This is a genomic window from Shewanella sp. SM95 (genome assembly GCF_025653595.1).
In the GTDB taxonomy this organism is placed as follows: Bacteria; Pseudomonadota; Gammaproteobacteria; order Enterobacterales; family Shewanellaceae; genus Shewanella; species Shewanella oncorhynchi.
The window spans coordinates 21,129-45,764 of sequence record NZ_JAKKSE010000031.1 but is presented as its reverse complement, the minus strand read 5'-3'; the positions used below and the strand labels follow the sequence as shown (position 1 = coordinate 45,764).

The following is a 24,636-nucleotide window of genomic DNA, read 5'->3' as shown; positions in this document are numbered from 1 at the left end:
TCAATTTTCGCGACAAAGGGCAGCAAGTCTTTGCGTCTAAGCATTTTCTTTTTGATTAACTTGCCCGCTTTATCGACGCCAACAGCATGAAAAACAGACTTTGCGATATCTAAACCGATTGTAGTAATCTTCATAGGTGGACCCGTCCTCTTTCTGATGAGTTTTAGCGACTACATCGTGGCCCATTGCGAGGCCGATTTAAAGTGGATGGGTCCATTCCATTATCCATGGCGAGACTCACGCAATTTGTCTATTCGCCCTGCGGCAACTCCGAGGGGAGGTGAACTCCTGTCGCTTTGGTGTTGTCTGCGATTTGCTTAAAAAGATACGCATGTCCTGTCTTTTTTCCGTCATTCCCGCAGTGTTTTTGAGCGGGAATCCAGATGTTTGTATATGCCGATGAAACGATTAAGCACTGTCAATCCAGTGACACGCCGCCTTTTCATTTAATAAGAATTACCCCAATTCTGTTGTTTTGCCGCAAAATTTAACCATGGGTTTCTCGATAAACTTCTTTAGGCAAATTGATCTGCAATGGAAAAAGTAACAAAACCGACGCGACTGCAAACAGGTTCATGATGATTGGCTGGATGCATAACCAGCCGTTTTTGATCACGGGGTCGGTCCGGCCTGATGGCGTAAAATCTCGATTAAATTAGCATCGGCAGTCAAAACCATGGTGTTGCAGCTTTCTATGCAAGCCAAAATAGCGACCCGCGGCCCATTTTGCCAGGCGGCACTGGCATAAAACGCCTGCTGGCTTTGCTCACAATCCGCTAAGCTGTGATAAGCCCTCACTAACATGTAGGCGTCTGGGGTTTGCAAAGAGGCTGAGGCGAGAACCACATCAATCCCTGCGGCGGCCAATAGTGGTAAGGATTTTTCATGTAACAATTGATGGAACTGTGACCCAGTGCCTGGTTTTAATTGGTAACTCCGAATTTCAATGATATTTTGCATCGATGAGCATCTGCGAAAGTGGCAATAACAAGCCACTATGGTAAGTGGAAAACTCGTGTCGACACAGTGCAAATCCCAAGCATTTGCCGCGATACAACCACTGAATTAAAGATATTTCACTAGGTTTACTATGGCTTTTGAACTTGATAACTACGACCGCAAAATTATCGCCCTGTTGCAAAGTAATGCGCGCATCAGCTACACCGAAATTGGCCGGCAAGTCCATCTCACTGCGCCCGCGGTAACAGAGCGGGTGCGACGTTTGGAAGAGGCTGGTGTGATTACGGGCTACCAAACCCGAGTTAATTTACGCGCCTTGGGTTATAGCTTTGAAGCCTTTATCAATATTGTGGTGGATTCACATGCTGCCTTGGATGCTTGGGCTGCTGCGCATTCCGAGGTGTTAGCACTGCATGCGACCACCGGTAACCACTGTGCACTGATGCACATAGGTGTCACCTCGCCGGAACATTTACAAGGCGTGTTAATGTCGTTGGGTAAAATAGGTAAAACCAGTACCTCGATGGTGCTGTCGTCTCAGTTTGAAAACCGTCCACGCTGTCATGGTGATCAATTGCCGAAATCCTCCTAATGCGCTCCTCAAAACTGGCGCTTGCCAAGGGCAATTTGCAGCGTCAGTACCGCCTATGCTCAACCAATGCGCAGTGTTTTTTCGACCTTCAAGCCCTTGCTCACGGGGCAATTTAGCCAGCTTTCGCCATTTGTGCGAAATCCAAAGTAAAACCGGTTTAAATCTGTGAAATCCGTGGTTCACCTTGGCTAATTACTTGGTTTTGTCTATGTCCTGATAACGCCTGGCGCCTTATGATCTCGTTCGGCACTTGCCCTTTCTACAGCATCACTCAGTCAAGGAAAACACAGTGTGAATGACCCTAAACATGATTTTGATTTTTTCGTTGGCCGCTGGCGGATAGAGAACCAACGGCTGCGTCATCGTTTGCAACATTCCAACGACTGGGAGCATTTCGAAGCGAACCAAGAGATGCGATTGCTGCCTGGTGGCATCGGCAACTACGATGATTTCCTCGCACCCTCCTGGCGCCCGGGTTTTGTCGGCATGTCGCTGCGTTTGTTTAATCCGCAAACGCAATTGTGGAGTATTTATTGGCTCGACAATATCAACGCTGGTCTTGATGGCACCGGTAGTTTAATGCCGCCGGTCGTAGGTAAGTTTGAAAATGGTATTGGCATCTTCGAATGTGATGATGAACTGGATGGCAAACCTATTCGGGTTCGCTACAAATGGTTTGACACCTCTACCGAAACCCCGCGCTGGGAGCAAGCTATGTCTGCAGATCAAGGTAAAACCTGGGAAGTGAATTGGCGCATGCAAATGTTCCGACAATAAATTTATGGTCGCAAACCCGAATCGTGTTGAATGGCCAAGCAGTAGATTATGGATATACCCAAACAACCCACTGCTCTAGCACTTAAAAAATATAGGAAAATCATGCTAAGCACTAAATTAATAAACAAAATCACGACATTCCGCCAGTTGCACAGTCAAGGCGGTTTACTACTCAATAATGTATGGGATGTGATGAGTGTGCGTCTTGCCGAAAAAGCTGGAGCGACCGCAATTGCGACAACCAGCGCAGGCGTTGCATGGTCAATGGGATATGCCGATGGCCATACCATCCCCCGCAAGTGCGTGATGCAACATGCGGCCGCAATTGTTGCCAGTACCGAACTGCCTGTGTCTATCGACGTTGAAAACGGCTTGCTAAGCGCTGGCGAAAGCATGAACGACTTGGCGCAAGATCTACTGGCTGCAGGGGTCGTCGGCGTGAATCTGGAAGATACACAGGACGGCAGTATGCTCGACCTTGTGAGCAGCGCACAACGCATTCAACAATTGCGTGACGCCTGCAAAGCATTGGACTACCCGTTATTTATTAATGCCAGGATGGATGTATTGCTTCGCGGCGGAAACAAGGATGCCGACAGCTTAATCAACCGAGCTCAAGCTTATATTGCGGCTGGTGCAGATGGGATTTTTATTCCCGGGTTAATCGATTTAGCACTGTGCCAGCAAGTGGCCCTTGGTATCGATGCACCTTTGAACGTGATGGCATTATCGGGTGCGCCGAGCGCCAACGAAATCTTCTCCACGGGAGTCAAGCGTTATAGCGCAGGGTCCTTTATGGCAGAATCCGCATATAGCCATGTGTTGGCTCAGATGCACATATTTCAGCAAACCGGTTATTTGCAGCCCGCTGTGAGTCATTTGAGTTATGGCGAGATGAACCAGATGATCGGCTCGTTGGAAATTGCCGACTAAAGCAACGGAAGAGCCAGTCAGCATCAAGGCATGGCTGGCGCAAAAAAAGTGCTACCAATAAAAATTTATTTAGACACCCATTGTTAAATTTTGCTACGAAAATACAGAGAATAGGCAAATTCTTTACTGTTGAACTTGCTTAAAGAGAAATGTTTGCTGAGATGGTTAGCTCGGCCTTGGCGTAACACTTGGGCGCAGTTTCAGGATAACAGAATATGATTTAGCTTGCGGTATTTGCACTTCCGTATGCAGCAGATGCCGCCGTCGAGCCTATAGGGACACTTCTTGTTAAACGAAAGGGCGGCGAGTCACTAGAATGGCTGTGCTTAATAGCTTAACGATTAACTTCCATAATACATCAAGTGTTTAAGCTTTTTCGCCACCAAAGACTGGTCTGCATCGGGGTTAGGGTTAGAGAAGTAAGAATTGAAAGTTAAAAAATGCCAATGGCCGGTTTATTGCCGGATTTATTATTGGGATGAGTCGATTTTTTCTTCTGCTGAGCGATAAGTTTGTCTGCTATTGGTATTCTGAAATCCATTCAACAGTTTAAGAATGCCACTTACACAGATCTTTTCGCGCTCTCGAACTACATGTCCGGCCTTTTTCTATGCTTAATTTACAATCCCTGGTAGGGCTTTTCTTAAAAGTTCCAACTCCTTTTTGTTTGCTTTAATCCAAAGTTTTTTCAAGTTTGGTATCGAAGCCAAGATTTCTACTGTCTCTTTAGTCTTAATTACATTTGTTTCAACAAGATACAACGCAAAAATATTTTTATTTCCACGCAACTCGTCAATACTGGACAACTGTGGGTTTCCACTGAGGTCTAAAATTTTTACGTTGTCCAGCGTTGAAATGATAGAACCAAAATCTAACTTTTGACATTTATTTAAAGATAAGTAGCTTAAATTCTGGGTGTTTCCGGTAATTTCAGAGAGTTTGCTTGCATGGGATACACTTAATGATTCAACTGAGTCTGAGCATAAATTAATTGACTCTAATGAACGAACAATGGAGCAGTTTAATGAAATTGCGACATCAACTTTTAGATTAATAACTTTGGAGTTGAATATATTTACATGCTTAATCCCGTCAACCAATTCAGATGATTCATTTTGCTCAACATAACCTTTCCGAATGAATGCCATTATGGCTTTCCAATCATCTCGCTGCCACTCAGCGTTATATACATAATCCAATATTGGTAATATAGAATCGAAGGTAGGTAATGAATTTTCCCATCTCTGCCATTCTGAAACATTTTCTGGTGCTAACTTTATATATTTCTTAAAAGATGAAATGTCCATATTATCACTTAATTAAAATTGGGTTGTCGAATTCAGAACGTTGATCTCTTCCGGTATATTTTTGCATTTCTTTTGAGAAGCGCCTCTAAATTCTGATGATTTATTCTGTCACGCTATCCCTTTACTCACTCTTATTTGAGCTGACTAAAGCTTTAAAGCGAAGGTCACTCTTGCTCAGAGGGGTAAGTGCCTCGGCTTGGGTGAGATATTGCATAGTGATGTGGATAGCATCTTGATGGTGACTAAATTCCCTAAAAATACGCTTTGCAATCAGCAGATTTAATTGATGTGTAGCTAATGAGGCATGCTCATGCTTTATCTGTAAAATAACATCTTCTAGGGAGATAGGGGGAATTTCTTCCAAGGTTATAAGAAAGGCTTTTGCGACAGTCCTGGCGTGTGATAAATAGTCTGAGTGCGCATCTAAGGCGTAAATATGCTTGAAAATGTGTTTGGCTAGGGCTTTATTGCCGTTGCGATAAAAAGATTCGCCATCAAAACAAATATCCCCTAGTCCTTCCATTATCTGTCTAGGGTTATCCGATAGAGAAAGCGCTTCAATTTCTTTTTGGTATTCCGAAAACTGATCCATATTCTCGACCTTACTGGCAATACAGTGTGACTTTTCGACTATTGAAGTGGGAAGGCTGACAATCTTAGCAAATCCACAAGGTTAAAGCGTAACGGTCTGAATAAAATCAACATCATTTCTGCAAACTCAAGCTTAATTTCGGTATAAAAAAATGCCACTACAAGGGGTTAGTGGCATAAATGCATAAGTCTGGCATACGCTTAAAAGGGTGGGTAGAAGACTGACATCTTGGCTGGGAACCGTTGCAACATCAGCCTCTACGCCGGGAAGAGGGTAAAACCTTTGGGAGTTGAGGGGTAAAACGGCGCGTTATTGCATGCTCACTGGGCCGTCGATTTTGTTAAATGTCACATCGCCAGAACCTGCCGCAAGAATCGTTAATCCCTTAGTGTTAAAGACATTAATATTGCCTGAGCCGTCTGTGATGGTCACAGCACTTTGCACATTGGCGACCTCTATGTTGCCTGAGCCGTCATCAATTGCGGTATTGCCGCGAATATCGGTCAGCTTGATGGCACCAGAGCCATCTTCAATGGTTAGGCTGCCGTTGATTTGGCTGATTTCAATATCACCTGAGCCATCCTCTATGTTGATATTGTTACCACCGTTGATAGTGAGTTCACCCGAACCGTCTTTGACGTTCATGTCTGACGTCATCTTGCTGATCAAAATAGCCCCTGAGCTGTCATCAATATCCAGTGTAAAGTTCGCAGGGACTTGCAGTTTTAGGTCTATATAGGGCGAGTCATTGTTAGAATCTGTTTGCTCAAAGTTGGCCTTGAGCTTGGCTTTATTGGCTTTTTTCTCAAGGGTGAGAATGACTTTGCTGTCATCGTTGCCATCCTTATTGCTATAGATGTCGGCGACGAGTTTAATTTGGCTGAGGCCTTCGACACCGATAATTTCGAGACTGCCTGCGCCAGTTTCTGCAATCAGGCCTTGTAAGTCTTGGCTATTGAGGGTGAGCTCGCGTTGTTGGTGGTCTAAGTCTGGCATGCCTGCTGCGTTCACATTAAGAATGCAGCCAGTGAGCGATACCCCAGCAGTAAAAAACACTATAAAAGCGAGGGTGAATATAAATGGGCGTAGTGACATGTTAGCTTCCTTGTTTATCTGGCACTCGATTTTTTGGGTGAGTGCTGAGTCGTCTTGCGATGAATAAGACATTGCACAGCCCATGCCAATTTTAAGTTTCATTTATAATCAATTGGTTAAGCTAAAAATTGTCCGAGGTTCACTATGCGGACATGTCCGCTACATGGGTGATTTACTCATAGATTAGTGAAATTGCTCATTTATTAAGTTAGTTTAAGCTCCGTAAGTCACGCGGAATCAAAAATACAAAAAACATAAGAAGGGATGCAGATGGATTATTTAACGACGAACAAGACGGCTTGGGATGCGCGCACTCGGGTACATTTAACTTCTGATTTTTATGATGTGGCGGGCTTTCTTAGTGGTAAGACTTCGCTGCGGGAAATTGAGCTAGGTGAACTCGAGGTTGCAGGTAAAAATTTGCTGCATCTGCAATGTCATTTCGGCTTAGACACCTTGTCGTGGGCGCGAATGGGAGCGAGAGTCACAGGCGTCGATTTGTCAGAGGTGGCGATTGTTGAAGCGCAAAAGCTGGCAGGACGGACACAGTTGTCCGCCGAGTTTATCTGTAGCGATGTTTACAGTGTGGCGAGCAAGGTTGAGCCTCACGATATTGTGTTTACGTCCTATGGTGCCATTGTGTGGCTGCCGGATTTAACCCTGTGGGCGCAGACGGTTGCCGACTGTTTAAAACCCGGCGGACAGTTTTACATGGCCGAGTTTCATCCGGCGCAGCAGTTGTTCGATGGCTATAGCTATTTTAATCGGGGTGAGCCAGACATAGAGCTGGAAGGCACATATACCGAAAATACCGGTGATGATCAGCAAACCTTAATGTGCTGGTCGCACAGTTTATCTGAAGTGATCAATGCGTTATTGCAGGCGGGCTTAGTATTGGAGTTCTTCCACGAGTTTGATTTTAGCCCCTATAACTGCTTTGAAGGGCTCGAAGCGCAAGCCGATGGTCGTTATGTGTTAACACACCAAGGGCAGAATGTGCCCTTGGTGTACAGCATAAGCGCGCGTAAGCCTGCGTAATCACAGCCTTTTGTAATCGAGATGATCAGCGACTACGGTAAACCGGATACTTAAGGTATTGGTTATCGTAGTAAGGGCTACGTTCATAGAACCAGCGTAGGCGTGCCTCAGGATCGGCGGCAAACTCGGTATTGGTCAGTGCTTTGTCGAACTCAGCTTGTAGCTTAGGATCATCTTTTAGCATCTTGGCCGCCAGTGGCTCTACCGCATAATCTTCAATGTATTCAGTACGAGTGAAGATAGGATTGAAGAAACCCCATTGCAGTAAAGAATCAGGTGATTGCGGCTCAAGCAGTAAAATCGCCAGATCGCCTAGCGGTTGATCTGTACTGATTTTAATGGTGCCAGCGGGCAGTGTGGTGCTGACTTTGGTTAACTCTGACTCAGCTTTGACCGTTTGGCGGCCCTCAAAATCCTTAGTGTTAAACACGGGATTGCTGAGGGTATATTGCTGCAATTTCAACTCGGTTGGCTTTTTGATCGTGGTCATGCGAATGCCATGCACGTTAAGACGATCAATCACTTGAGTCCATTGCGCTGGAATATAGTAAGCACTCGGACGAGTGACCTTAATGTCGGGCACTGTTTCAGCCATCACAGGCAAGTTAGGGTAAAGCTTAGGTTCACCTGTCCAGCGCACAACTTCAGCGCCACTGATGGGGCTCTTTTCAAGTTGATAATCTATGCCTTTAAAATCCCAGCCTTTTTCTAATGGTGCTAATTTCCAAGTAAGGGTGATTAGCGGTGAGGCGCGGTATTTATCTTCTTGAATCGCACTCTTAAGTTTCGTCGCCTGTTCACCCACGGTTTTGAGGGTTTGCGCTAACATCACATAAGTGCCGAGCACCCTTTGCTTAAAGGGCTTTAGGCTGTGGTTTTCAACCAGAATGGTGGGCAAATGGCGAGCATCGCCATAACCGTTAGAGAAGCGCGGGCTTGGATTCCACAGCGACATGCCTTTGTTAATATCGGCGTTATCCACGGCAAAAATCAGTGCGCCGGGAATATGGCCTTGTTCCGTTAATGCGGCTTCAACCGCAGGTCTGTAGCTGTTTTCGAGCCAGCGGTAGCTCGCAGGGCTTAAGCCTTGGGCAAGGTTATAACCAAAGGTAACATCGTATTGATAGTCGATGCCGTCAGTAACATGGACATCGATATACAGATCTGGTTGCCATACGTTGATTGCGCGCAGCATGTGCTGCATTTCTAAGCTGTCTGCCTTAGCATAATCGCGGTTAAGGTTGAGATTATTAGCCGTAGTGCGCCAGCCCATATTCACTGGGCCACGTTGATTGACTCGATTAAATTCGCCGCTGCGCTCATGGGCATCAACACTAAACATAGGCACAAACAAGAGGTTAGCTTTATCGAGCAGGGCACTTTTATCGCCTTGGATAATGTCACGTAGCAGCATCATGCCGGCATCTTTACCGTCGATTTCTCCCGCATGAATTCCCGCCTGCACTAGCACTGTCGGTTTAGTGTTTTGTTTGAGGCGTGCCGATTCATTAATGCCTTCACTGCTGGCGATATACATCCAAATATCGCGCCCTTGTGGGCTCTTACCTAAGCTAACCTTTTGTAATTTATCTGTCTCGCCCGCGAGTTTGTCGAGCCAAGCGATAGTGGCATCGTAGCTTGGACTTTCAATACCGCCACTTTGCTCAAAGGGAGTCGCCCACTCGCTATCAACACTTAACATGAGCGATTCGCTGGCGCCATGCCAAGTGATGCTGGGCGGTAAAATCGCATCGTTGACAAAGGTGTTGGCTCGTTCAGGAATGGGCGCTGGTTGTGCTTCTGGCGCTGCAACTGTGGTATCGGCCAGTACATTAGTCGCAGTTTCAGTCGTTTGGCTATTCGCTGCTGGACTTGCATCCTGTGACGTTGTGATTACTGGGGAGCCAACTGCCAATGTTTCGGTGGTAGAGGCTTGCGCCATAGTGGCTGCCGGGGTTGTTTGGGTTGTGGTTTTCGCATCATTGGCAAAAGCATTCCCAGGGTACAGATTGCCCGTAGAGAGACAGGCAATGGCGATAACGGAGAAAGAAAACAAGCGCATGAAAAGAGTCCATATATCGAATTTTTATTAGGACGGTATCTTTTCATTAAACGCCCCGTTAACGCAAGGGCGGCTAAGGGTTATCCGGCATTTCTGACGTGGATTTAAGCACTAAGCGGAACGGTAAAATCAACTAAGCCGTTTTGTTGGGCGTTATCTGAGAAGCTGGCCGCTTGTGATAGGCAATGTCGATAATGGCAATGTCTTTATAAAGTGCTTCGACGGCAATCGCGAGCTGATAAATCAGCCAGCTATAACCTGTGAGTGCAAATCCCTGCGGCACTTGGTCGTTTACGGCTGTCACTGGATCTGCGGTTGATGCTTGAGTGGCTGCGACTAGGGCAAGCTGGAGTCTGTGTTGTAATTCTTGATCTAAGCATTCTGGTAGTGTCGGTAATTGTTGAGCTTTACCCGCTACAAATTCTGCAAGTTGTTGCAAATAGAAGGCAAGCTCAGAGGCAACCGCATTAATCTGCAGATAGGCGTCTTTGTCTTCTTCCTGCCAGCGGGTTAAGGGTAAGAGTTCGAGTAAGGTGATTAAGCGCACTTGTTTATTGGCTAACTGCGACAGTAGCACTTTGTGTTTTTTGAGGGTTTGACTTTCCCATTCCAAGGAGAAAAACAGTTTCTTTTGAGTGAGTACGGCCTTCATCGCAGCCTCCAGTCTAGCGCGAAAATCGAGCTCATGATTGGCGGGCGCTTTAAGATGCTCGGCTAATACTTCGGCCATATTGTCGATGGCATGGGTGAGTTGGGAGCGCCAATCTTGTTTAGCTTTAATCGGAAAAATGAACAGTGAGACCAAAATAGCAATCACGCAGCCGGAGAGGATGTTGGCCGTGCGCCATAGTGCCTCAGAGGTGTCATGGTTGGCGTCGCCGACGACGATTATGATGGTAAATCCGGCCACTAAATAGGCATAGCTGTAACGTCCGGCCGAAATAAAACAAATCAAGCTAACGGCTAAGATCAGCAGGCTCATGATTAGCCAATAACTGTCCACAGTGGCAACTAACATCACCCCATAAGCTGAGCCTAAACAAGTGCCTATCGCCCTTTGTAGCGACTTTTCAATCGCGCCGCCTACTTGAGGTAAGCTCATCATAATGATCACTATCGTGACCATGCTCCAAATAAAATGCGGTGGCGCCCAAATGGCATTAATAGTGACAGCAACGAGTAAGGCTAGCCCGAGCTTTAGGGCGTGGATTGAGCGGAAATGGCGATAGATAAAGTCGGCAAAGGGTGTGGCTGGGGCAAATACAGACATAGGGCAAAATTCCTTTGAGCTAACTTAGCGATGTTAATCTGGTGGCAGTATCGCAGAAAAACCGTGTCACTTGCGGCCATAGCGCCATAAAGAAATGTAAATTGCGAAATCTAGCAAATTGAGCTTAGTGGATGGCGCGGGAGAGATCACATTAACACTCAGATTAAATAGGCTTAACTGATGCGTGTAGAGGCAGGCCATTATACCGTGCTGCAGATATAAAAAAGGCTTGAATAAGCATTGCCTATTCAAGCCTATATTCAAAGTGTTTGAGTTAGCTTAAGCTGCGCTCACTATCCGCTTTAACGTCAACTTCTGTGTATTTATCCATGATCAAGGCACAAGCCGCATCGCCAGTGATATTGAGTGCGGTACGGATCATGTCAAAAACCCTGTCTAATGCAAACAGCAAAGGTAAACCATCGATAGGAATTCCCGCAGCTAACAGCACTGCCACTACTAAGAAGGATGGGCCCGGCACACCTGCTTGACCAATTGCACCTAAGGTTGAGGTGAAAATGATGGCCGCATAGGCTGTCATCGATAGATCAACGTTATACATTTGGGCGAAGAACATGGCTACTAAACCATAATAAATCGCGTTGCCGCTCATATTTATGGTGGCGCCTAACGGCAGTACAAAAGCCGTGGTTGCCTTAGAGACTTTAAGATCTTCCTCGCAGGTTTCCATATTCACTGGCAGAGTTGCCATTGAAGAGGCGGTCGATAAGGCCATCACCTGCGGCTTCTTCATTGCCGAAATAAACTGGCGCGCCGACACTCTTGAGAAGAGTTGTACCACTAATGGAAAGAAGATAAAGCCGTAGATCAGAATCGCAGCAACAAACACGGCGAATAACTTAAACACGACTTCTAGTGCATCGAAACCGAAGGTGCCGACAGAATCGGCCATCAAACCAAATACACCGATAGGGGCAATGATCATCACGCAGTTGATCATCCACACAAAGGCATCGACGACTGTGTTGAGTGCGGCCAAAATAGGCTTAGCGCCATCGCCTTTAACTTTAGTCAGTGCGATGCCGAAGAAGATACTAAAGACTAAGATTTGTAATATGTTACCGCCGTTCAGCGACTCGAACACATTGGTTGGGATCATGCCGATAAAGGTATCCATTACCCCAGGCAATGCGCCATGTTCCTTGGTTACTTCCATCAAGTCTGTGCTGCTGTGGGCGGTAAAATCAACGCCTGCACCTGGTTGGAACAGATTACCCATCAAGAGTGCAAGCACAACGGCAAAGCCCGACGTGACAATAAAAAAGCCGAAAGTGCCAATGCCAATCTTACCCGCCGATGGGCTATCGCCTAAGCTCGCCGCGCCGCTGATGATAGAAACCAATACCAGTGGTATCACTAGCATTTTGATTAAATGGATGAAAATGGTTCCGAGTGGTGCAAACACACTTGCACTCTCGCCCATGATAAAACCCACCAGTGCGCCGATAATCATGGCAATAACCACTTGCACACCAATGTTACCTAATAAACTCTTGCTCTTCATTCTTGCGAAACTCCCCAGTTGCCGCAGCATTTTGTGTCATGCACAGACGATTTGAACCTAGACGACTCAAGGCTTAGTGATTAAGGCTTAATCTAGGCTAAAGGTTCACTCTATGTTAAAGGCAAATGCCCGACATTTTTGACCGAGTAAAGTACCACAATTGCATAGCAGGGGATTGTGAAACATCACTAACCTTGGTTTCAAAATAACCAAAGTCTAAATCACGTTAACGTTAAATGAGGAATGCTTAAATTTATGCCATTAAAAATGAATAAAGCTTATTTTATTGTGGGGTTTTAACTGCCGAATTGATGAATTGTGATTTTTACTTTGATGGGCGCAGATATCCTCTCGTATTCTTGGGGCGGCTTGAGTCGTTAGTTACCCATCTTTTACTTGTATGAATCATGAGAGTGGTTAATAGCTAAAAAACCTCCATGACCATTCAACTCTGTGACTCACTCAGTTTTCCCTATGACAACTCCATTTCGAGGACATTATGAACATCACCTCATTTTTTGGCCCACCCGAATCGTTACAGTGCTGGATAAGAAAGTGCGTCGAACAACCTGGATTTAGTTATTGGCTGGTTTATCAAGATCTTGATGAAGGTGAATCCCTGCAACTGATCACTCCATTATTCCCGATAGTGAATGATATGAGAGACCTATCGGATGACGAAATCGATGCCTTTGAGGATAGCTTAGGCCGGAGTGACTATGGTTATCTGCTAAACACGGATCAGATTGAGGATGTGATCGATAACCTGATGCAGCAAAAAGCCCTACCAAGTGAACAGGAACTGCTTGAAGCTATTATCTTTTACTATGAGCGAGATGCGTTTATAGATATTTAAGTGTTTATTTTTATTTTGTTGTTTCTATATAAAATAAAATTACGTGTTGTTAGCGGTAAAATACCGACGGTTAACGTCGGCATTTGCGTTTAAGGCGAGGTAATAAGTTGTGCACCATTTAGTGGTTATTGAGGTATTGAGCGCCTGTTTATTATGAATTCAATTTCGCAAGCACTCTGAATACCTCTTGAACGCCCTAAGGCATTGCGGGGAAGGAGAGCGAGCTGCCAATCCCTAGAGGCAGGCCTAATGCCCAATATGCCAGTAAGAAACCGCTCCAAAGTAAAAGAAAACTGATTGAAAACGGTAACATCAGTGCCACTAAGGTGCCGATGCCTGATTCCTTAACGTATTTTTGGCAAAACACCACAATTAACGGAAAGTAAGGCATCAGTGGGGTGATGATATTAGTGGATGAGTCGCCCACTCGGTAAGCGGCTTGAGTCAAATCCGGTGACACACCTAGTTCCATTAACATGGGCACCATAATGGCACCAATCAATGCCCATTTGGCTGAGGCGGAACCTACTAATAGATTGACGAACGCCGTGAGAAACACAATTCCCACCAAAGTCACACCCATAGGAAGGGCTAATTCCTTTAACGCCAACGCGCCTTTAATGGCCATTAATGCGCCTAAATTGGATTGACCAAAAGCATAAATAAACTGGGCGCAGAAAAAAGCCATGACGATGTAATAACCCATGCCGCTCATGGATTTGCTCATGCCTTGAATAATGGCTCTGTGGTTGTTTGCCGTGCCAGCGGCATAGCCATACACGATGCCGGGAATGAGGAAAAACACAAAAATAATCGCCACAATGGAGCGCATTAATGGCGCTGAAGCACTGGTTAGGGCGCCGTCAGTAGCACGCCAAGCAGAATGTTCACCATAGGCGGTTAATACTAATCCTAATGCACACAACAACATGGCGGCCATGGCGAATTTGAGTCCGCGGCGCTCATGGGGTTGCAGTTCATCTAGGGTTGGGAGCGTGCTGGGATCGCCATTCACCGCAGTGTTTTTTAGGCGCGGCTCGATAACTTTATCCGTTAAGAACCAGCCAACTAAGATAATTAAAATGGCAGAAGCCGAAGTAAAAAAGATGTTATTCAGTGGGTTAATCGTTAATGTGGCGGCCGCGGGATCGGCCGATAATCTTGCCGCTGCCTGAGTTAAGCCCGCTAACATAGGATCAAGGCTGGATGGCACGCCAACGGTTGCAGAAAAACCGCCGGATACGCCAGCGAAAGCGGCGGCAATACCGGCTAAGGGATGACGACCCGCGGCATAGAAGATCACCGCGCCGAGTGGGATAACGAGTACATAACCCGCATCAACCGCGACATGGCTCAGAATACCCACGGCTATCAATACCGGGGTGAGTAACATCTTGGGAGTGACAGATAAAATGGAGCGCAGCCCCGCATTAATAAAGCCGGTATGTTCAGCAACGCCTAGGCCCAGCATGGCCACAAGCACCACACCTAGCGGCGGGAAAGTGACAAAGGTCGTGACCATCGCCGAGGTAAAAGCGGTTAACGTACCACCATCAAGCATATTAACGACTTGAATCGGGTTACCAGTACGAGGGTCGATTTCATCAAAACTGACACCCGATAATCCCCAAGAGATCAGCCAGACTAAGCCCAGAAACATCGCAAATAATACCGCCGGATCAGGCAGTTTATTGCCGACGACTTCGACGCCATTGAGAAATCGCTGGAATCCAGTGACAGGTTTATGATTTTCCATTTGGGTGCCGCTTCCTAAAAAATGATGATTGTTATCGGTGATTATAAAAACGCAGCATTAATTTAAGCTTGGTTTAACTAATCGATAAGAAATAAAACACATAAAAATCTATCGTAGTGGCTTTAGTGTGGGTGGATTTAATCATCACTAAATCAATTTAGCCGCAAATAAAAAGCGCGGGTTCATGACTGAACCCGCGCTTTTTTACTCAACAATGTGTTTGATTACATTATCCGAATGGATCCACTACGCGCTTATGCTTTTGGGCCTGCGTTACGGATAGCGTCTGACACTTGATACTTAGCGAAGTTTTTAGTGAAAGCTTCGGCCAGCTTCTGGGCGTATTCGGCATATAGCGCTTTATCGCCCCAAGTGTTGATTGGGTTGAGTAAATTGCTGTCTACGCCTGTGACTGCCACAGGAACGGCGAGGTTCAAGGTGTCTAAGTGGACGGTTTCAACATCTTTCAACTCACCGCTGACAATCGCATCGACGATGGCGCGGGTGGTGGGGATGTCAAAACGTTTACCTACACCGTGTGGGCCACCAGTCCAACCAGTGTTGACTAAGTACACTTGGCTGCCGAAGGACTCAATGCGCTTCATCAACAGTTCTGCGTACACGCCAGCAGGGCGTGGGAAGAAAGGTGCGCCGAAGCACGTTGAGAAGGTGGATTGAATCGCTGAGGTTGAGCCGATTTCAGTCGAACCCACTTTGGCGGTATAGCCAGACAAGAAGTGGTATGCCGCTTGTTCTTTGGTCAGGATAGAAACCGGTGGTAATACGCCAGATACGTCGCAGGTTAAGAATACAACCGCATGTGGCTCAGCGCCGCAGTTGTCTTCTTTACGTTGGGCAATGTGCTCCAGCGGATAGGCTGCGCGGGTGTTTTCCGTCAGGCTGCTGTCTTTGTAGTTAGGTACGCGGTGTTCGTCCATCACGACGTTTTCAAGTACAGTGCCGAAACGAATCGCATCCCAAATCACGGGCTCATTCTTCTGGCTTAAATCGATACATTTGGCGTAGCAACCGCCTTCGATGTTGAATACGCCGCCGGGTGCCCAGCCGTGCTCATCGTCACCAATGAGGAAGCGTTTTGGATCGGCAGAGAGTGTGGTTTTACCTGTGCCAGATAAACCGAAAAACAGCGTAGTGTCGCCATCTTTACCTACGTTGGCCGAGCAGTGCATTGGGAGCACGCCTTGGGCTGGCAGTAGGAAGTTTTGTACTGAGAACATAGACTTTTTCATTTCGCCAGCGTATTTCAGGCCAGCGAGCAGCACTTTACGTTCGGCGAAGTTTAAAATCACGGTCGCATCTGAGTTAGTGCCATCACGTTCTGGTACGCAAACAAAGTCAGGGGCATTGATGATCTGCCACACTGGTTTGTCTTTACGATTAAATTCTTCAGGAATGATAAATAGATTGCGGGCGAACAGTTGGTGCCAAGCGTATTGCGTGGTGACTCGTACTGGTTGGTAATGTTCAGTGTCGGCACCGACTTCGAGATCAGATACAAACAGTTCTTTATCGGCTAGGTAAGCTTCAACCCGTGCCCATAAACCTTCAAAAGCACCTGGATCGAAAGCCTGATTGACTGGGCCCCATTCGATATCAGCTTCTGAACTGGGTTCTCTTACAATGAAACGATCGCCAGGTGAGCGACCGCTGCGAGCGCCTGTTTTAGCAACTAATGCGCCATTGGCTGTCAATTCACCTTCGCCGCGTAGCAGGGCAAATTCGACAAGTTGTGCTGTTGAGGGGTTAAAGTGAACGCGGTTTAATCCATCCGCCATAGTGAGGTCTCCATTTGATTTGTAAGGTTATTTTAATATCGATCGTCTGCCGATTTAATTTTATTTATCGCCTGAGTCGTGCTAGGTGACAAAGTGAGGGCGATTGTAGCCTAAGCCGAGTGCAATGTGTGAGGGGATTATAGGTATGAATAAAAAATGGGCGCCAAATAGGGCGCCCATTTTTTAGCGGGAGTCGTTTTACTGCTGGGTTGTTGATGTTTGACCGTTAGCAAATAAGGTTGCTACGTCTATGGCATCAAAGGTGTATTTAGCGTGGCAATATTCGCAACCCATTTCTATCTTGCCATCTTCGGCGAGTATGGCTTCGATTTCTGCTTGATCTAAGGTCTTGATCGCACCTGCACTGCGTTCATGGGAACAAGTGCATTTAAAGCTCACATCGATAGGATCAAATAAGCGTACTTCTTCCTGATGATAGAGGCGATGTAACACGCTTTCTGCATCAAGAGTAAATAGCTCTTCGGCCTTGATGGTCGACGTCAGTTGGCTCAAGTGTTCGAAGTCGGCGTTGTGATCTTGCTGGCTTGGCAGAATTTGTAGGAACATGCCCGCCGCTTGTTTGCCGTCGGCAAATAACCAAATTCCCGTAGGTAACTGCTCAGATTGATTGAAGTATTCCTCAACACAGGCCGCAAGTGTTGGCTTGTCTAGTGCAACGACACCTTGGTAGCGTTCACCTTCGTCGGGTGTTAAGGTGATGACCATGTAGCCTTGGCCGAAGAGTTCTGTGAGGCTAGCATCATCGGCGAGTTCAGCATTCCAGCGAGCCACACCGCGTAACTCTTGTAAATTGTTACCGTTGATCACTGCTAAAGAAACAGGGCCGTTGCCTTGTAACTGCACGCTGATATCACCGCTAAATTTCAATGTAGCGGTTAATAGTGAGGTGGCTGCCATTAATTCACCCAGTAGCACTTGCAGTACGGCTGGGTATTCTTGGGCGCTGATCACTTGTTGATAGCTGTCTTGTAACTGCACCAGTTCACCGCGCACATCGGCATTATCGAACAAGTAGCGGTGTAAAGTATCTTGGTTCATCGTGTATCTCACTGTTAAAGGTCTTTAAAGCGCATGAGCTGGCGTCGTTGCTTTTTATCTGGTTTCTGATCGGGTATCGGGTTATTGAGCATGTGGAGGCGTCGTTGCTCAGCATTAATGGCCCGTTTAGCCAGACTTGTCGCGGTTTCTTCGTACAATTCTTGTGCAATCGAACCACTTTGGCGTAATTGCGATAATTTTTTTATGACGATCTCTTTATCGTCATATCCTTGGCGTATCTTAAGGACGGCGCCTATCTCGGCATTCCTACTAGATTTGGCACGCTGGCCGTTGTAATGTACTTTGCCGCCGTTAATCATTTCTTTGGCGATGGCACGGGTTTTATAAAAACGTGCAGCCCAAAGCCACTTATCGAGTCGAATGTCTGTTTTGTCGCTTTGACCTTGAGTCATAGTGTCTCCAGCTAAAAGATCGATGAGTTCACACGCCGAGCAAGAAAATGCGTCAAGAGCATTTCTATTATGTTAAAGGGTGGCGTGCTTCACACCCTTTTATGGCGGGCAAAGTTAGCATAATTGGCCTATTTTCGCCAATTTGAATGCTGTTATGGGCTTGTTGCCAAATGCTGCCTAGGTTAGCATGAGACGGTAATCGCCTAATTATTATAATCAGAACAGAGACCTGTATCGAGGGTCCACATAAAATATGGATTTATTAGATAAAGTTATCGCAAAAGCCATTGGCATGCCCCATAAGCCCTTAAGCCGGATAGTCTTCTGGTTGGGTTTTATTGTGATCATGTTGTTAGCCGCGCAAATTACATGGAAATTAGTGCCTACTAGCTCATCACCCAGTGCTTGGTCGCCAACGCCCGTTAACCTGACGGGTAAAAGTGCTGGACAGGTTGATCTTGCGGGTTTACAGCAGCTTGGTCTCTTTGGTAAGGCAGATGCTAAATCTGAAAAGCCAAAAACTGAGGTTGTTGAGACTGTGACCGACGCGCCTAAGACCACACTCTCTATTCAGCTCACTGGCGTTGTTGCATCGACAGCGGATCAGAAAGGCTTAGCGATCATTGAGTCAAACGGCAGCCAAGAGACCTACAGCTTAGGCGATAAAATCAAGGGTACTTCGGCATCACTGAAAGAAGTCTATGCCGACCGTATTATCATCACTAACGCTGGCCGTTACGAGACATTAATGCTCGATGGCTTAGTTTACACTAGCCAAAGCCCAGCCAATCAACAGTTACAACAAGCTAAGACTAATAAGACTGGCTCGGCAGTGAGCCGTGTCGATCAACGTAAAAATGCCGAAATCTCCCAAGAACTCGCCGAATCCCGCACCGAATTGTTAGCCGACCCTAGTAAGATCACCGATTATATTGCCATTTCACCTGTCAGACAGGGTGACGCTGTGGCGGGATATCGCTTGAATCCAGGGAAAGACGCCAATTTGTTTAAGCAGGCGGGTTTTAAAGCTAACGATTTAGCCAAATCGATTAATGGATACGACTTGACCGTAATGAGTCAAGCGTTAGAAATGATGAGCCAATTACCCGAGTTAACCGAAGTTTCTATTATGGTTGAGCGGGAAGGACAATTGGTTGAAATCATGTTTAGTTTGCCGCAATAACACGCGTTAGAGGAAAGAAAAAGAATGAATAACAAAAGGATTCGACGCAAGCTGATTGCTGGGGTTGTTGCGGGTGCAGCCATGTTCTCCTCCCAATTCGCTTGGTCTGAACAGTATGCGGCCAACTTTAAAGGCACGGATATTCAAGAATTTATCAATATCGTTGGTAAAAACCTGAATAAGACGATCATAGTTGACCCGACAATTCGCGGCAAAATCAACGTTCGCAGTTATGATCTGTTGAACGATGAACAGTATTACCAGTTTTTCCTCAACGTCTTACAAGTTTACGGTTATGCCATCGTTGAGATGGAAAATAACGTTATTAAAGTCATTAAAGACAAAGATGCCAAAACCGCTGCAATTCGAGTCGCTAACGATAACGACCCCGGCCTTGGTGATGAAATGGTGACGCGTATCGTGGCCTTGTATAATACTGAGGCTAAGCAATTAGCGCCGTTATTGCGCCAACTTAATGATAATGCGGGTGGCGGCAACGTAGTGAACTACGACCCCTCCAATGTCTTGATGTTGTCTGGCCGTGCTGCTGTCGTGAACAAGTTAGTCGAAATTATCCGTCGAGTGGATAAGCAAGGCGATACCTCGGTGCAAGTGGTGCCGTTAGAATTTGCCTCCGCGGGTGAAATGGTACGAATTATTGATACCCTTTATCGTGCTACCGCTAACCAATCCCAATTGCCAGGCCAAGCGCCAAAAGTGGTTGCTGACGAACGTATCAATGCCGTAGTCGTGAGCGGTGATGAGAAGAGCCGCCAACGTGTGGTCGAGCTTATCCGTCGTCTCGATGCCGAACAAGCCAGCACAGGTAACACAAAAGTTCGTTATCTACGTTATGCCAAAGCAGAAGATTTAGTTGAAGTGCTGACCGGTTTTGCCCAAAAGTTGGAAGGCGAGAAAGATCCGAGCGCTCAGGCTGCAGGTGGTAAACGCCGTAATGAAATCAATATCATGGCGCATACTGAAACCAACGCCTTAGTGATCAGTGCTGAACCCGATCAGATGCGCACTATCGAGAGCGTGATTAATCAACTCGACATCCGCCGTGCTCAGGTACTCGTAGAAGCCATTATCGTGGAAGTCGCCGAAGGCGATAGCGTCGGCTTTGGGGTCCAATGGGCCGCGAAAGCGGGTGGTGGTACTCAGTTTAATAACTTAGGCCCAACCATAGGTGAAATTGGTGCAGGTGTATGGCAGGCGCAAGATCAAGAAGGGACATTCATCACTAACCCAAATACAGGTGACGTGATTGGCAAAAACCCAGATACTAAAGGTGATGTTACTTTACTTGCTCAAGCCTTAGGTAAAGTGAACGGTATGGCTTGGGGCGTGGCCATGGGCGACTTTGGTGCCTTAATTCAAGCAGTGTCGAGTGACACTAACTCAAACGTACTGGCAACGCCTTCGATTACCACCTTAGATAACCAAGAGGCCTCGTTTATTGTGGGTGACGAAGTGCCTATTCTGACAGGTTCTACCGCCAGCTCGAGCAATAGCAACCCATTCCAAACTGTTGAGCGTAAAGAGGTTGGGGTTAAACTGAAAGTGGTGCCACAGATCAACGAAGGCAGCTCAGTGAAGCTGACGATTGAACAGGAAGTTTCTGGGGTTAACGGTAATACAGGCGTGGATATTTCCTTCGCGACTCGTCGCTTAACCACTACCGTTATGGCGGATTCTGGTCAAATTGTGGTACTCGGTGGTTTGATCAACGAAGAAGTACAAGAAAGTATACAAAAAGTACCGTTCTTGGGTGATATCCCTATTCTAGGACATTTGTTTAAATCTTCTTCGAGTAAAAAAACGAAGAAAAACCTCATGATCTTCATCAAGCCAACGATTATACGTGATGGCATCACGATGGAAGGGATTGCGGGACGTAAATATAATTATTTCAGAGCATTACAGCTTGAACAGCAAGAGCGTGGCGTTAACTTAATGCCTGAGACTAAAGTGCCTGTACTAGATGAATGGAATCAGTCTGAGTATTTACCACCTGAAGTTAACGAGATTTTAGAGCGTTATAAAGAAGGTAAAGGTTTAGAGACCCAGATGCGTAAAACGGATCCAACGCTCAAAACGCTCGATGAAAACAAAAACAAAGATAAAACCAATGAGTGAAATTCAACTATCCCAAGTCGATGACCTCAGTCAAGTCTCTAATGAGCTAGGCCTTGAAGCTGAAGGTGATGAGGTATTTCGTTCGAGCAGTAAAGAGCGTTTACCTTTTGCCTTTGCACACCGCCACGATGTGGTGCTCGCGCTGGGCGAAACGGGCGAGTTAAGCTTGTTCTATACGAGTAAAACACCCTTAACGGCTATGCTCGAAGCGCGGCGTTATTCGGGTGTCGATTTGCCTTTGGTTAAGCTCGAAGTGGCGAAGTTTGAGGCCAAACTCACTCAAGCATATCAGGCGAACTCGTCTGAAGCGCAGCAGTTGATGGAAGACATAGGCAACGAGATGGATTTATTCACCCTTGCCGAAGAGCTGCCGCAGACCGAAGACTTGCTCGAAGGTGATGATGATGCGCCTATCATCAAACTGATTAATGCCTTGTTATCTGAAGCGATTAAAGAAGAAGCGTCGGATATCCATATCGAAACCTACGAGAAACAGCTTGTGGTGCGTTTCCGTATCGATGGTGTACTTAAGGAAGTGCTCAAGCCAAACCGTAAACTGTCGTCGCTGTTAGTGTCGCGGATTAAGGTTATGGCTCGCCTCGATATCGCCGAAAAACGTGTGCCACAGGATGGCCGTATTTCGCTGCGTATCGCAGGTCGTGCGGTAGATGTGCGGGTATCGACCATGCCATCGAGCCACGGTGAACGTGTTGTACTGCGTCTGCTGGATAAAAATACTGGCAACCTCGATTTAGAGCAATTGGGGATGACCGACAGTATTCGGGTTAAGTTTGAAGATCTTATTCGTCGCCCTCACGGGATCATTTTGGTGACTGGCCCAACGGGCTCGGGTAAAAGTACCACTTTGTATGCGGGTTTGACGGAGATCAACTCCAAAGACACCAACATACTCACAGTAGAAGACCCTATCGAATACGAGTTAGACGGTATCGGTCAGACCCAAGTTAACACTAAGGCCGACATGACCTTCGCCCGTGGTCTGCGCGCAATTTTGCGTCAAGATCCCGATGTCGTGATGATAGGTGAGATCCGTGACCTCGAAACCGCGCAAATTGCGGTGCAAGCGTCACTCACTGGTCACATGGTAATTTCAACCCTACATACCAACACAGCGTCTGGCGCGATTACACGTTTGCAAGACATGGGCGTAGAGCCATTCCTCGTGTCTTCAAGTTTACTCGGCGTGTTGGCTCAACGTTTGATCCGAACCCTTTGTCCTAAATGTAAAATCGAGCATGTGCCCGATGCGCGTGAGCGTGAGTTGCTGGGCATAGCCGCCGATGACGACAGACGTATTTTCCGTGCCAATGGCTGTAAATCCTGTGGTAACAATGGCTACCGTGGTCGAACCGGTATTCATGAGCTATTACTGGTTGACGATAATGTGCGTGAATTGATCCATGGCGGCCGCGGTGAGTTAGCCATCGAAAAGTATATTCGTCAGTTTGTGCCAAGTATTCGTCACGATGGCATGAGCAAAGTGCTCGCGGGCATCACCACTCTCGAAGAAGTGCTACGTGTGACTCGCGAGGAGTAATTTATGCCAGCATTTGAATATAAGGCACTGGATGCCAAGGGAAAGCAGCTTAAGGGCGTGATTGAGGCTGATACCGCCAGACACGCCCGCAGCCAACTGCGCGATCAGCGCATGATGCCCTTGGAAATACTGCCTGTTACTGAAAAAGAAGCCAAAGCTAAGAGCAGCAGTTTTTCGTTTTTCAAACGTGGCATTTCAGTTGCTGAATTAGCTTTGATCACCCGCCAAATTGCGACCTTAGTGGCCGCGGGTTTACCGATTGAAGAATCCCTTAAAGCCGTTGGTCAGCAGTGCGAGAAAGATCGTCTCGCGAGCATGATTATGGCGGTACGTTCTCGGGTGGTGGAAGGTTATAGTCTGGCCGATTCCTTGGCTGAATTTCCGCATATTTTCGATGATTTATACCGTGCCATGGTGGCCTCGGGTGAAAAGTCCGGTCACTTAGAAGTGGTACTTAATCGGTTAGCGGATTATACCGAGCGACGCCAACAGCTTAAATCTAAGCTGACCCAAGCCATGATTTATCCCGCGGTTTTGACCACAGTGGCGATAGGGGTGATTTCAATCCTGCTAGCTGCGGTTGTGCCTAAAGTGGTCGGACAGTTTGAGCACATGGGCGCTGAGCTTCCCGCCTCGACCCGATTTTTGATCTCGGCCTCTGACTTTGTGCAAAACTATGGTGTGTTTGTGGTCATCGCCTTAGTGCTGCTGTTCGCACTCTTTCGGCGCATGTTAAAGTCACCTGCGTTTCGGATGAAGTACGATAATTTTTTATTGAGCATGCCGGTTGTTGGCCGCGTGAGTAAGGGATTAAATACGGCGCGTTTTGCGCGGACGTTAAGTATCTTATCCGCCAGTTCAGTGCCTTTGCTCGATGGTATGCGTATCGCCAGTGAAGTGTTGCAGAATATGCGAGTGCGGGCCGCAGTTGACGATGCGACCGCACGCGTGCGGGAAGGAACTAGCTTAGGTGCAGCGTTGACTAATACTAAGTTGTTTCCGGCTATGATGTTATACATGATTGCGTCGGGCGAGAAGAGTGGTCAACTTGAGCAGATGTTAGAGCGGGCCGCCGATAACCAAGACAGGGAATTCGAAGGTAACGTCAACATAGCATTGGGTGTATTCGAGCCTATGCTGGTGGTCAGTATGGCGTGTGTTGTGCTCTTTATCGTGATGGCAATTTTGCAGCCAATTTTAGCCTTGAATAACTTGATTAGCGGTTAATTTTTGAATTTATGGATTATGACCAAGTCGATTGGCATAGGTTTTTTTAGGAGAAGTAGTCGATGCAAATGAACAAGAAACATCAAGGTTTTACCTTACTCGAAGTGATGGTTGTTATCGTGATTTTAGGGATTTTAGCCTCTATGGTTGTGCCTAACTTGATGGGTAACAAAGATAAGGCTGACCAACAAAAAGCCGTGTCTGACATAGTTGCACTCGAAAATGCCTTAGATATGTATAAGTTAGATAACGGTGTCTATCCATCGACCGAACAAGGCTTAGAAGCATTAGTGCAAAAGCCTACGATTTCGCCTGAGCCACGTAACTACCGTGAAGATGGTTATGTAAAACGTTTGCCAGAAGATCCATGGCGCAATAACTACCTGTTGTTAAGCCCTGGCGAAAACGGCAAGTTAGACATTTTCAGTGCAGGCCCCGATGGTCAACCAGGTACCGAAGATGACATCGGTAACTGGAATTTACAGAATTTCCAATAAG

At 46.6% G+C, this 24,636-nt stretch carries 21 protein-coding genes and 1 pseudogene; 10 read left to right on the top strand and 12 right to left on the bottom strand.

What is annotated here, in order from left to right:
- Positions 1 to 134 (bottom strand): annotated as a pseudogene (locus tag L5M29_RS21700) (IS110 family transposase); the annotation flags it as partial.
- Between the two features lie 478 nt (positions 135 to 612).
- On the bottom strand, positions 613 to 960 hold the full coding sequence (locus L5M29_RS21695; RefSeq protein ID WP_219251728.1) for an NIPSNAP family protein: 348 nt from the start codon (positions 958 to 960) through the stop codon (positions 613 to 615).
- Positions 961 to 1,090: 130 nt separating this feature from the next.
- Here L5M29_RS21695 and L5M29_RS21690 point away from each other — a divergent pair, with 130 nt between their 5' ends.
- From L5M29_RS21690 to L5M29_RS21680, 3 genes are all read left to right on the top strand, one after another.
- Positions 1,091 to 1,552: an Lrp/AsnC family transcriptional regulator gene (locus L5M29_RS21690; RefSeq protein WP_263170038.1), complete on the top strand. Its 462-nt coding sequence runs from the start codon at positions 1,091 to 1,093 to the stop codon at positions 1,550 to 1,552.
- A gap of 291 nt (positions 1,553 to 1,843) precedes the next feature.
- A complete protein-coding gene (locus L5M29_RS21685) occupies positions 1,844 to 2,329 on the top strand; it encodes a hypothetical protein (RefSeq protein ID WP_219251730.1) in 486 nt (161 codons plus the stop codon).
- Between the two features lie 102 nt (positions 2,330 to 2,431).
- On the top strand, positions 2,432 to 3,262 hold the full coding sequence (locus L5M29_RS21680; RefSeq protein WP_219251731.1) for an isocitrate lyase/phosphoenolpyruvate mutase family protein: 831 nt from the start codon (positions 2,432 to 2,434) through the stop codon (positions 3,260 to 3,262).
- A gap of 614 nt (positions 3,263 to 3,876) precedes the next feature.
- On the opposite strand, the gene L5M29_RS21675 is transcribed toward L5M29_RS21680, so the two are convergent.
- The 3 genes from L5M29_RS21675 to L5M29_RS21665 form a co-directional block, all read right to left on the bottom strand.
- Positions 3,877 to 4,569 carry a hypothetical protein gene (locus L5M29_RS21675; protein WP_219251732.1) on the bottom strand — a complete coding sequence of 231 codons (693 nt, stop codon included), beginning with the start codon at positions 4,567 to 4,569 and terminating at the stop codon, positions 3,877 to 3,879.
- Between the two features lie 121 nt (positions 4,570 to 4,690).
- Positions 4,691 to 5,161, bottom strand: coding sequence for a hypothetical protein (locus L5M29_RS21670; RefSeq protein WP_219251733.1), 471 nt, complete (start codon positions 5,159 to 5,161; stop codon positions 4,691 to 4,693).
- Between the two features lie 309 nt (positions 5,162 to 5,470).
- Positions 5,471 to 6,256 (bottom strand): hypothetical protein, encoded by a 786-nt coding sequence (locus tag L5M29_RS21665; protein WP_263170042.1) that lies wholly within the window; start codon positions 6,254 to 6,256, stop codon positions 5,471 to 5,473.
- 270 nt (positions 6,257 to 6,526) lie between these two features.
- Between L5M29_RS21665 and L5M29_RS21660 the strand changes: the two genes are divergently transcribed.
- Positions 6,527 to 7,294 (top strand): class I SAM-dependent methyltransferase, encoded by a 768-nt coding sequence (locus L5M29_RS21660; RefSeq protein WP_263170031.1) that lies wholly within the window; start codon positions 6,527 to 6,529, stop codon positions 7,292 to 7,294.
- A gap of 25 nt (positions 7,295 to 7,319) precedes the next feature.
- Here L5M29_RS21660 and L5M29_RS21655 read toward each other — a convergent pair whose 3' ends face one another.
- From L5M29_RS21655 to L5M29_RS21645, 3 genes are all read right to left on the bottom strand, one after another.
- Positions 7,320 to 9,356 carry a M14 family metallopeptidase gene (locus L5M29_RS21655; protein ID WP_263170028.1) on the bottom strand — a complete coding sequence of 679 codons (2,037 nt, stop codon included), beginning with the start codon at positions 9,354 to 9,356 and terminating at the stop codon, positions 7,320 to 7,322.
- 133 nt (positions 9,357 to 9,489) lie between these two features.
- Positions 9,490 to 10,626: an FUSC family protein gene (locus L5M29_RS21650; protein WP_173242572.1), complete on the bottom strand. Its 1,137-nt coding sequence runs from the start codon at positions 10,624 to 10,626 to the stop codon at positions 9,490 to 9,492.
- A gap of 274 nt (positions 10,627 to 10,900) precedes the next feature.
- Complete coding sequence (locus L5M29_RS21645) at positions 10,901 to 12,151, bottom strand: dicarboxylate/amino acid:cation symporter (protein ID WP_105250986.1); 1,251 nt, start codon at positions 12,149 to 12,151, stop codon at positions 10,901 to 10,903.
- A gap of 499 nt (positions 12,152 to 12,650) precedes the next feature.
- Here L5M29_RS21645 and L5M29_RS21640 point away from each other — a divergent pair, with 499 nt between their 5' ends.
- Positions 12,651 to 13,007, top strand: coding sequence for a hypothetical protein (locus L5M29_RS21640; RefSeq protein ID WP_263170025.1), 357 nt, complete (start codon positions 12,651 to 12,653; stop codon positions 13,005 to 13,007).
- A gap of 196 nt (positions 13,008 to 13,203) precedes the next feature.
- Here L5M29_RS21640 and L5M29_RS21635 read toward each other — a convergent pair whose 3' ends face one another.
- The 4 genes from L5M29_RS21635 to hslR form a co-directional block, all read right to left on the bottom strand.
- Positions 13,204 to 14,763, bottom strand: coding sequence for an AbgT family transporter (locus L5M29_RS21635; RefSeq protein ID WP_263170024.1), 1,560 nt, complete (start codon positions 14,761 to 14,763; stop codon positions 13,204 to 13,206).
- A gap of 254 nt (positions 14,764 to 15,017) precedes the next feature.
- Positions 15,018 to 16,559: a phosphoenolpyruvate carboxykinase gene (locus tag L5M29_RS21630; protein WP_173497001.1), complete on the bottom strand. Its 1,542-nt coding sequence runs from the start codon at positions 16,557 to 16,559 to the stop codon at positions 15,018 to 15,020.
- Between the two features lie 198 nt (positions 16,560 to 16,757).
- Complete coding sequence (hslO, locus tag L5M29_RS21625; RefSeq protein ID WP_105250990.1) at positions 16,758 to 17,618, bottom strand: Hsp33 family molecular chaperone HslO; 861 nt, start codon at positions 17,616 to 17,618, stop codon at positions 16,758 to 16,760.
- A 14-nt stretch (positions 17,619 to 17,632) separates the two neighbouring features.
- Positions 17,633 to 18,031, bottom strand: a complete 399-nt coding sequence (gene hslR, locus L5M29_RS21620) for a ribosome-associated heat shock protein Hsp15 (RefSeq protein WP_105250991.1) — start codon at positions 18,029 to 18,031, stop codon at positions 17,633 to 17,635.
- A gap of 253 nt (positions 18,032 to 18,284) precedes the next feature.
- On the opposite strand from hslR, the gene gspC reads away from it, so the two are divergent.
- The 5 genes from gspC to gspG all read left to right on the top strand — a co-directional run bounded on the left by gspC (position 18,285) and on the right by gspG (position 24,635).
- The gene (gspC, locus tag L5M29_RS21615) at positions 18,285 to 19,214 is read left to right on the top strand and encodes a type II secretion system protein GspC (protein WP_113941579.1); all 930 of its coding nucleotides are present in this window, start codon (positions 18,285 to 18,287) and stop codon (positions 19,212 to 19,214) included.
- Positions 19,215 to 19,238: 24 nt separating this feature from the next.
- Complete coding sequence (gene gspD, locus L5M29_RS21610) at positions 19,239 to 21,353, top strand: type II secretion system secretin GspD (protein ID WP_113941578.1); 2,115 nt, start codon at positions 19,239 to 19,241, stop codon at positions 21,351 to 21,353.
- Positions 21,346 to 22,911 carry a type II secretion system ATPase GspE gene (gene gspE / locus L5M29_RS21605; protein WP_105250994.1) on the top strand — a complete coding sequence of 522 codons (1,566 nt, stop codon included), beginning with the start codon at positions 21,346 to 21,348 and terminating at the stop codon, positions 22,909 to 22,911. The genes gspD and gspE overlap by 8 nt, the downstream gene beginning before the upstream one ends.
- A 3-nt stretch (positions 22,912 to 22,914) precedes the next feature.
- Positions 22,915 to 24,138 carry a type II secretion system inner membrane protein GspF gene (gspF, locus tag L5M29_RS21600; RefSeq protein ID WP_105250995.1) on the top strand — a complete coding sequence of 408 codons (1,224 nt, stop codon included), beginning with the start codon at positions 22,915 to 22,917 and terminating at the stop codon, positions 24,136 to 24,138.
- 62 nt (positions 24,139 to 24,200) lie between these two features.
- The gene (gene gspG, locus L5M29_RS21595; RefSeq protein ID WP_105250996.1) at positions 24,201 to 24,635 is read left to right on the top strand and encodes a type II secretion system major pseudopilin GspG; all 435 of its coding nucleotides are present in this window, start codon (positions 24,201 to 24,203) and stop codon (positions 24,633 to 24,635) included.
- The last annotated feature ends 1 nt before the right edge of the window (position 24,636 follow it).

What these genes read in the sequence shown, in the direction of transcription:
- gspD (WP_113941578.1), top strand. Translation starts at nt 19,239, where the DNA reads ATGAATAACAAAAGGATTCGACGCAAGCTGATTGCTGGGGTTGTTGCG.
- hslR (WP_105250991.1), bottom strand. Translation starts at nt 18,031, where the DNA reads ATGACTCAAGGTCAAAGCGACAAAACAGACATTCGACTCGATAAGTGG.
- L5M29_RS21655 (WP_263170028.1), bottom strand. Translation starts at nt 9,356, where the DNA reads ATGCGCTTGTTTTCTTTCTCCGTTATCGCCATTGCCTGTCTCTCTACG.
- L5M29_RS21675 (WP_219251732.1), bottom strand. Translation starts at nt 4,569, where the DNA reads ATGGACATTTCATCTTTTAAGAAATATATAAAGTTAGCACCAGAAAAT.
- L5M29_RS21660 (WP_263170031.1), top strand. Translation starts at nt 6,527, where the DNA reads ATGGATTATTTAACGACGAACAAGACGGCTTGGGATGCGCGCACTCGG.
- L5M29_RS21645 (WP_105250986.1), bottom strand. Translation starts at nt 12,151, where the DNA reads ATGAAGAGCAAGAGTTTATTAGGTAACATTGGTGTGCAAGTGGTTATT.
- gspC (WP_113941579.1), top strand. Translation starts at nt 18,285, where the DNA reads ATGGATTTATTAGATAAAGTTATCGCAAAAGCCATTGGCATGCCCCAT.
- L5M29_RS21640 (WP_263170025.1), top strand. Translation starts at nt 12,651, where the DNA reads ATGAACATCACCTCATTTTTTGGCCCACCCGAATCGTTACAGTGCTGG.
- L5M29_RS21695 (WP_219251728.1), bottom strand. Translation starts at nt 960, where the DNA reads ATGCAAAATATCATTGAAATTCGGAGTTACCAATTAAAACCAGGCACT.
- hslO (WP_105250990.1), bottom strand. Translation starts at nt 17,618, where the DNA reads ATGAACCAAGATACTTTACACCGCTACTTGTTCGATAATGCCGATGTG.
- L5M29_RS21665 (WP_263170042.1), bottom strand. Translation starts at nt 6,256, where the DNA reads ATGTCACTACGCCCATTTATATTCACCCTCGCTTTTATAGTGTTTTTT.
- L5M29_RS21630 (WP_173497001.1), bottom strand. Translation starts at nt 16,559, where the DNA reads ATGGCGGATGGATTAAACCGCGTTCACTTTAACCCCTCAACAGCACAA.
- L5M29_RS21690 (WP_263170038.1), top strand. Translation starts at nt 1,091, where the DNA reads ATGGCTTTTGAACTTGATAACTACGACCGCAAAATTATCGCCCTGTTG.
- L5M29_RS21670 (WP_219251733.1), bottom strand. Translation starts at nt 5,161, where the DNA reads ATGGATCAGTTTTCGGAATACCAAAAAGAAATTGAAGCGCTTTCTCTA.
- L5M29_RS21680 (WP_219251731.1), top strand. Translation starts at nt 2,432, where the DNA reads ATGCTAAGCACTAAATTAATAAACAAAATCACGACATTCCGCCAGTTG.
- L5M29_RS21650 (WP_173242572.1), bottom strand. Translation starts at nt 10,626, where the DNA reads ATGTCTGTATTTGCCCCAGCCACACCCTTTGCCGACTTTATCTATCGC.
- gspE (WP_105250994.1), top strand. Translation starts at nt 21,346, where the DNA reads ATGAGTGAAATTCAACTATCCCAAGTCGATGACCTCAGTCAAGTCTCT.
- gspG (WP_105250996.1), top strand. Translation starts at nt 24,201, where the DNA reads ATGCAAATGAACAAGAAACATCAAGGTTTTACCTTACTCGAAGTGATG.
- gspF (WP_105250995.1), top strand. Translation starts at nt 22,915, where the DNA reads ATGCCAGCATTTGAATATAAGGCACTGGATGCCAAGGGAAAGCAGCTT.
- L5M29_RS21635 (WP_263170024.1), bottom strand. Translation starts at nt 14,763, where the DNA reads ATGGAAAATCATAAACCTGTCACTGGATTCCAGCGATTTCTCAATGGC.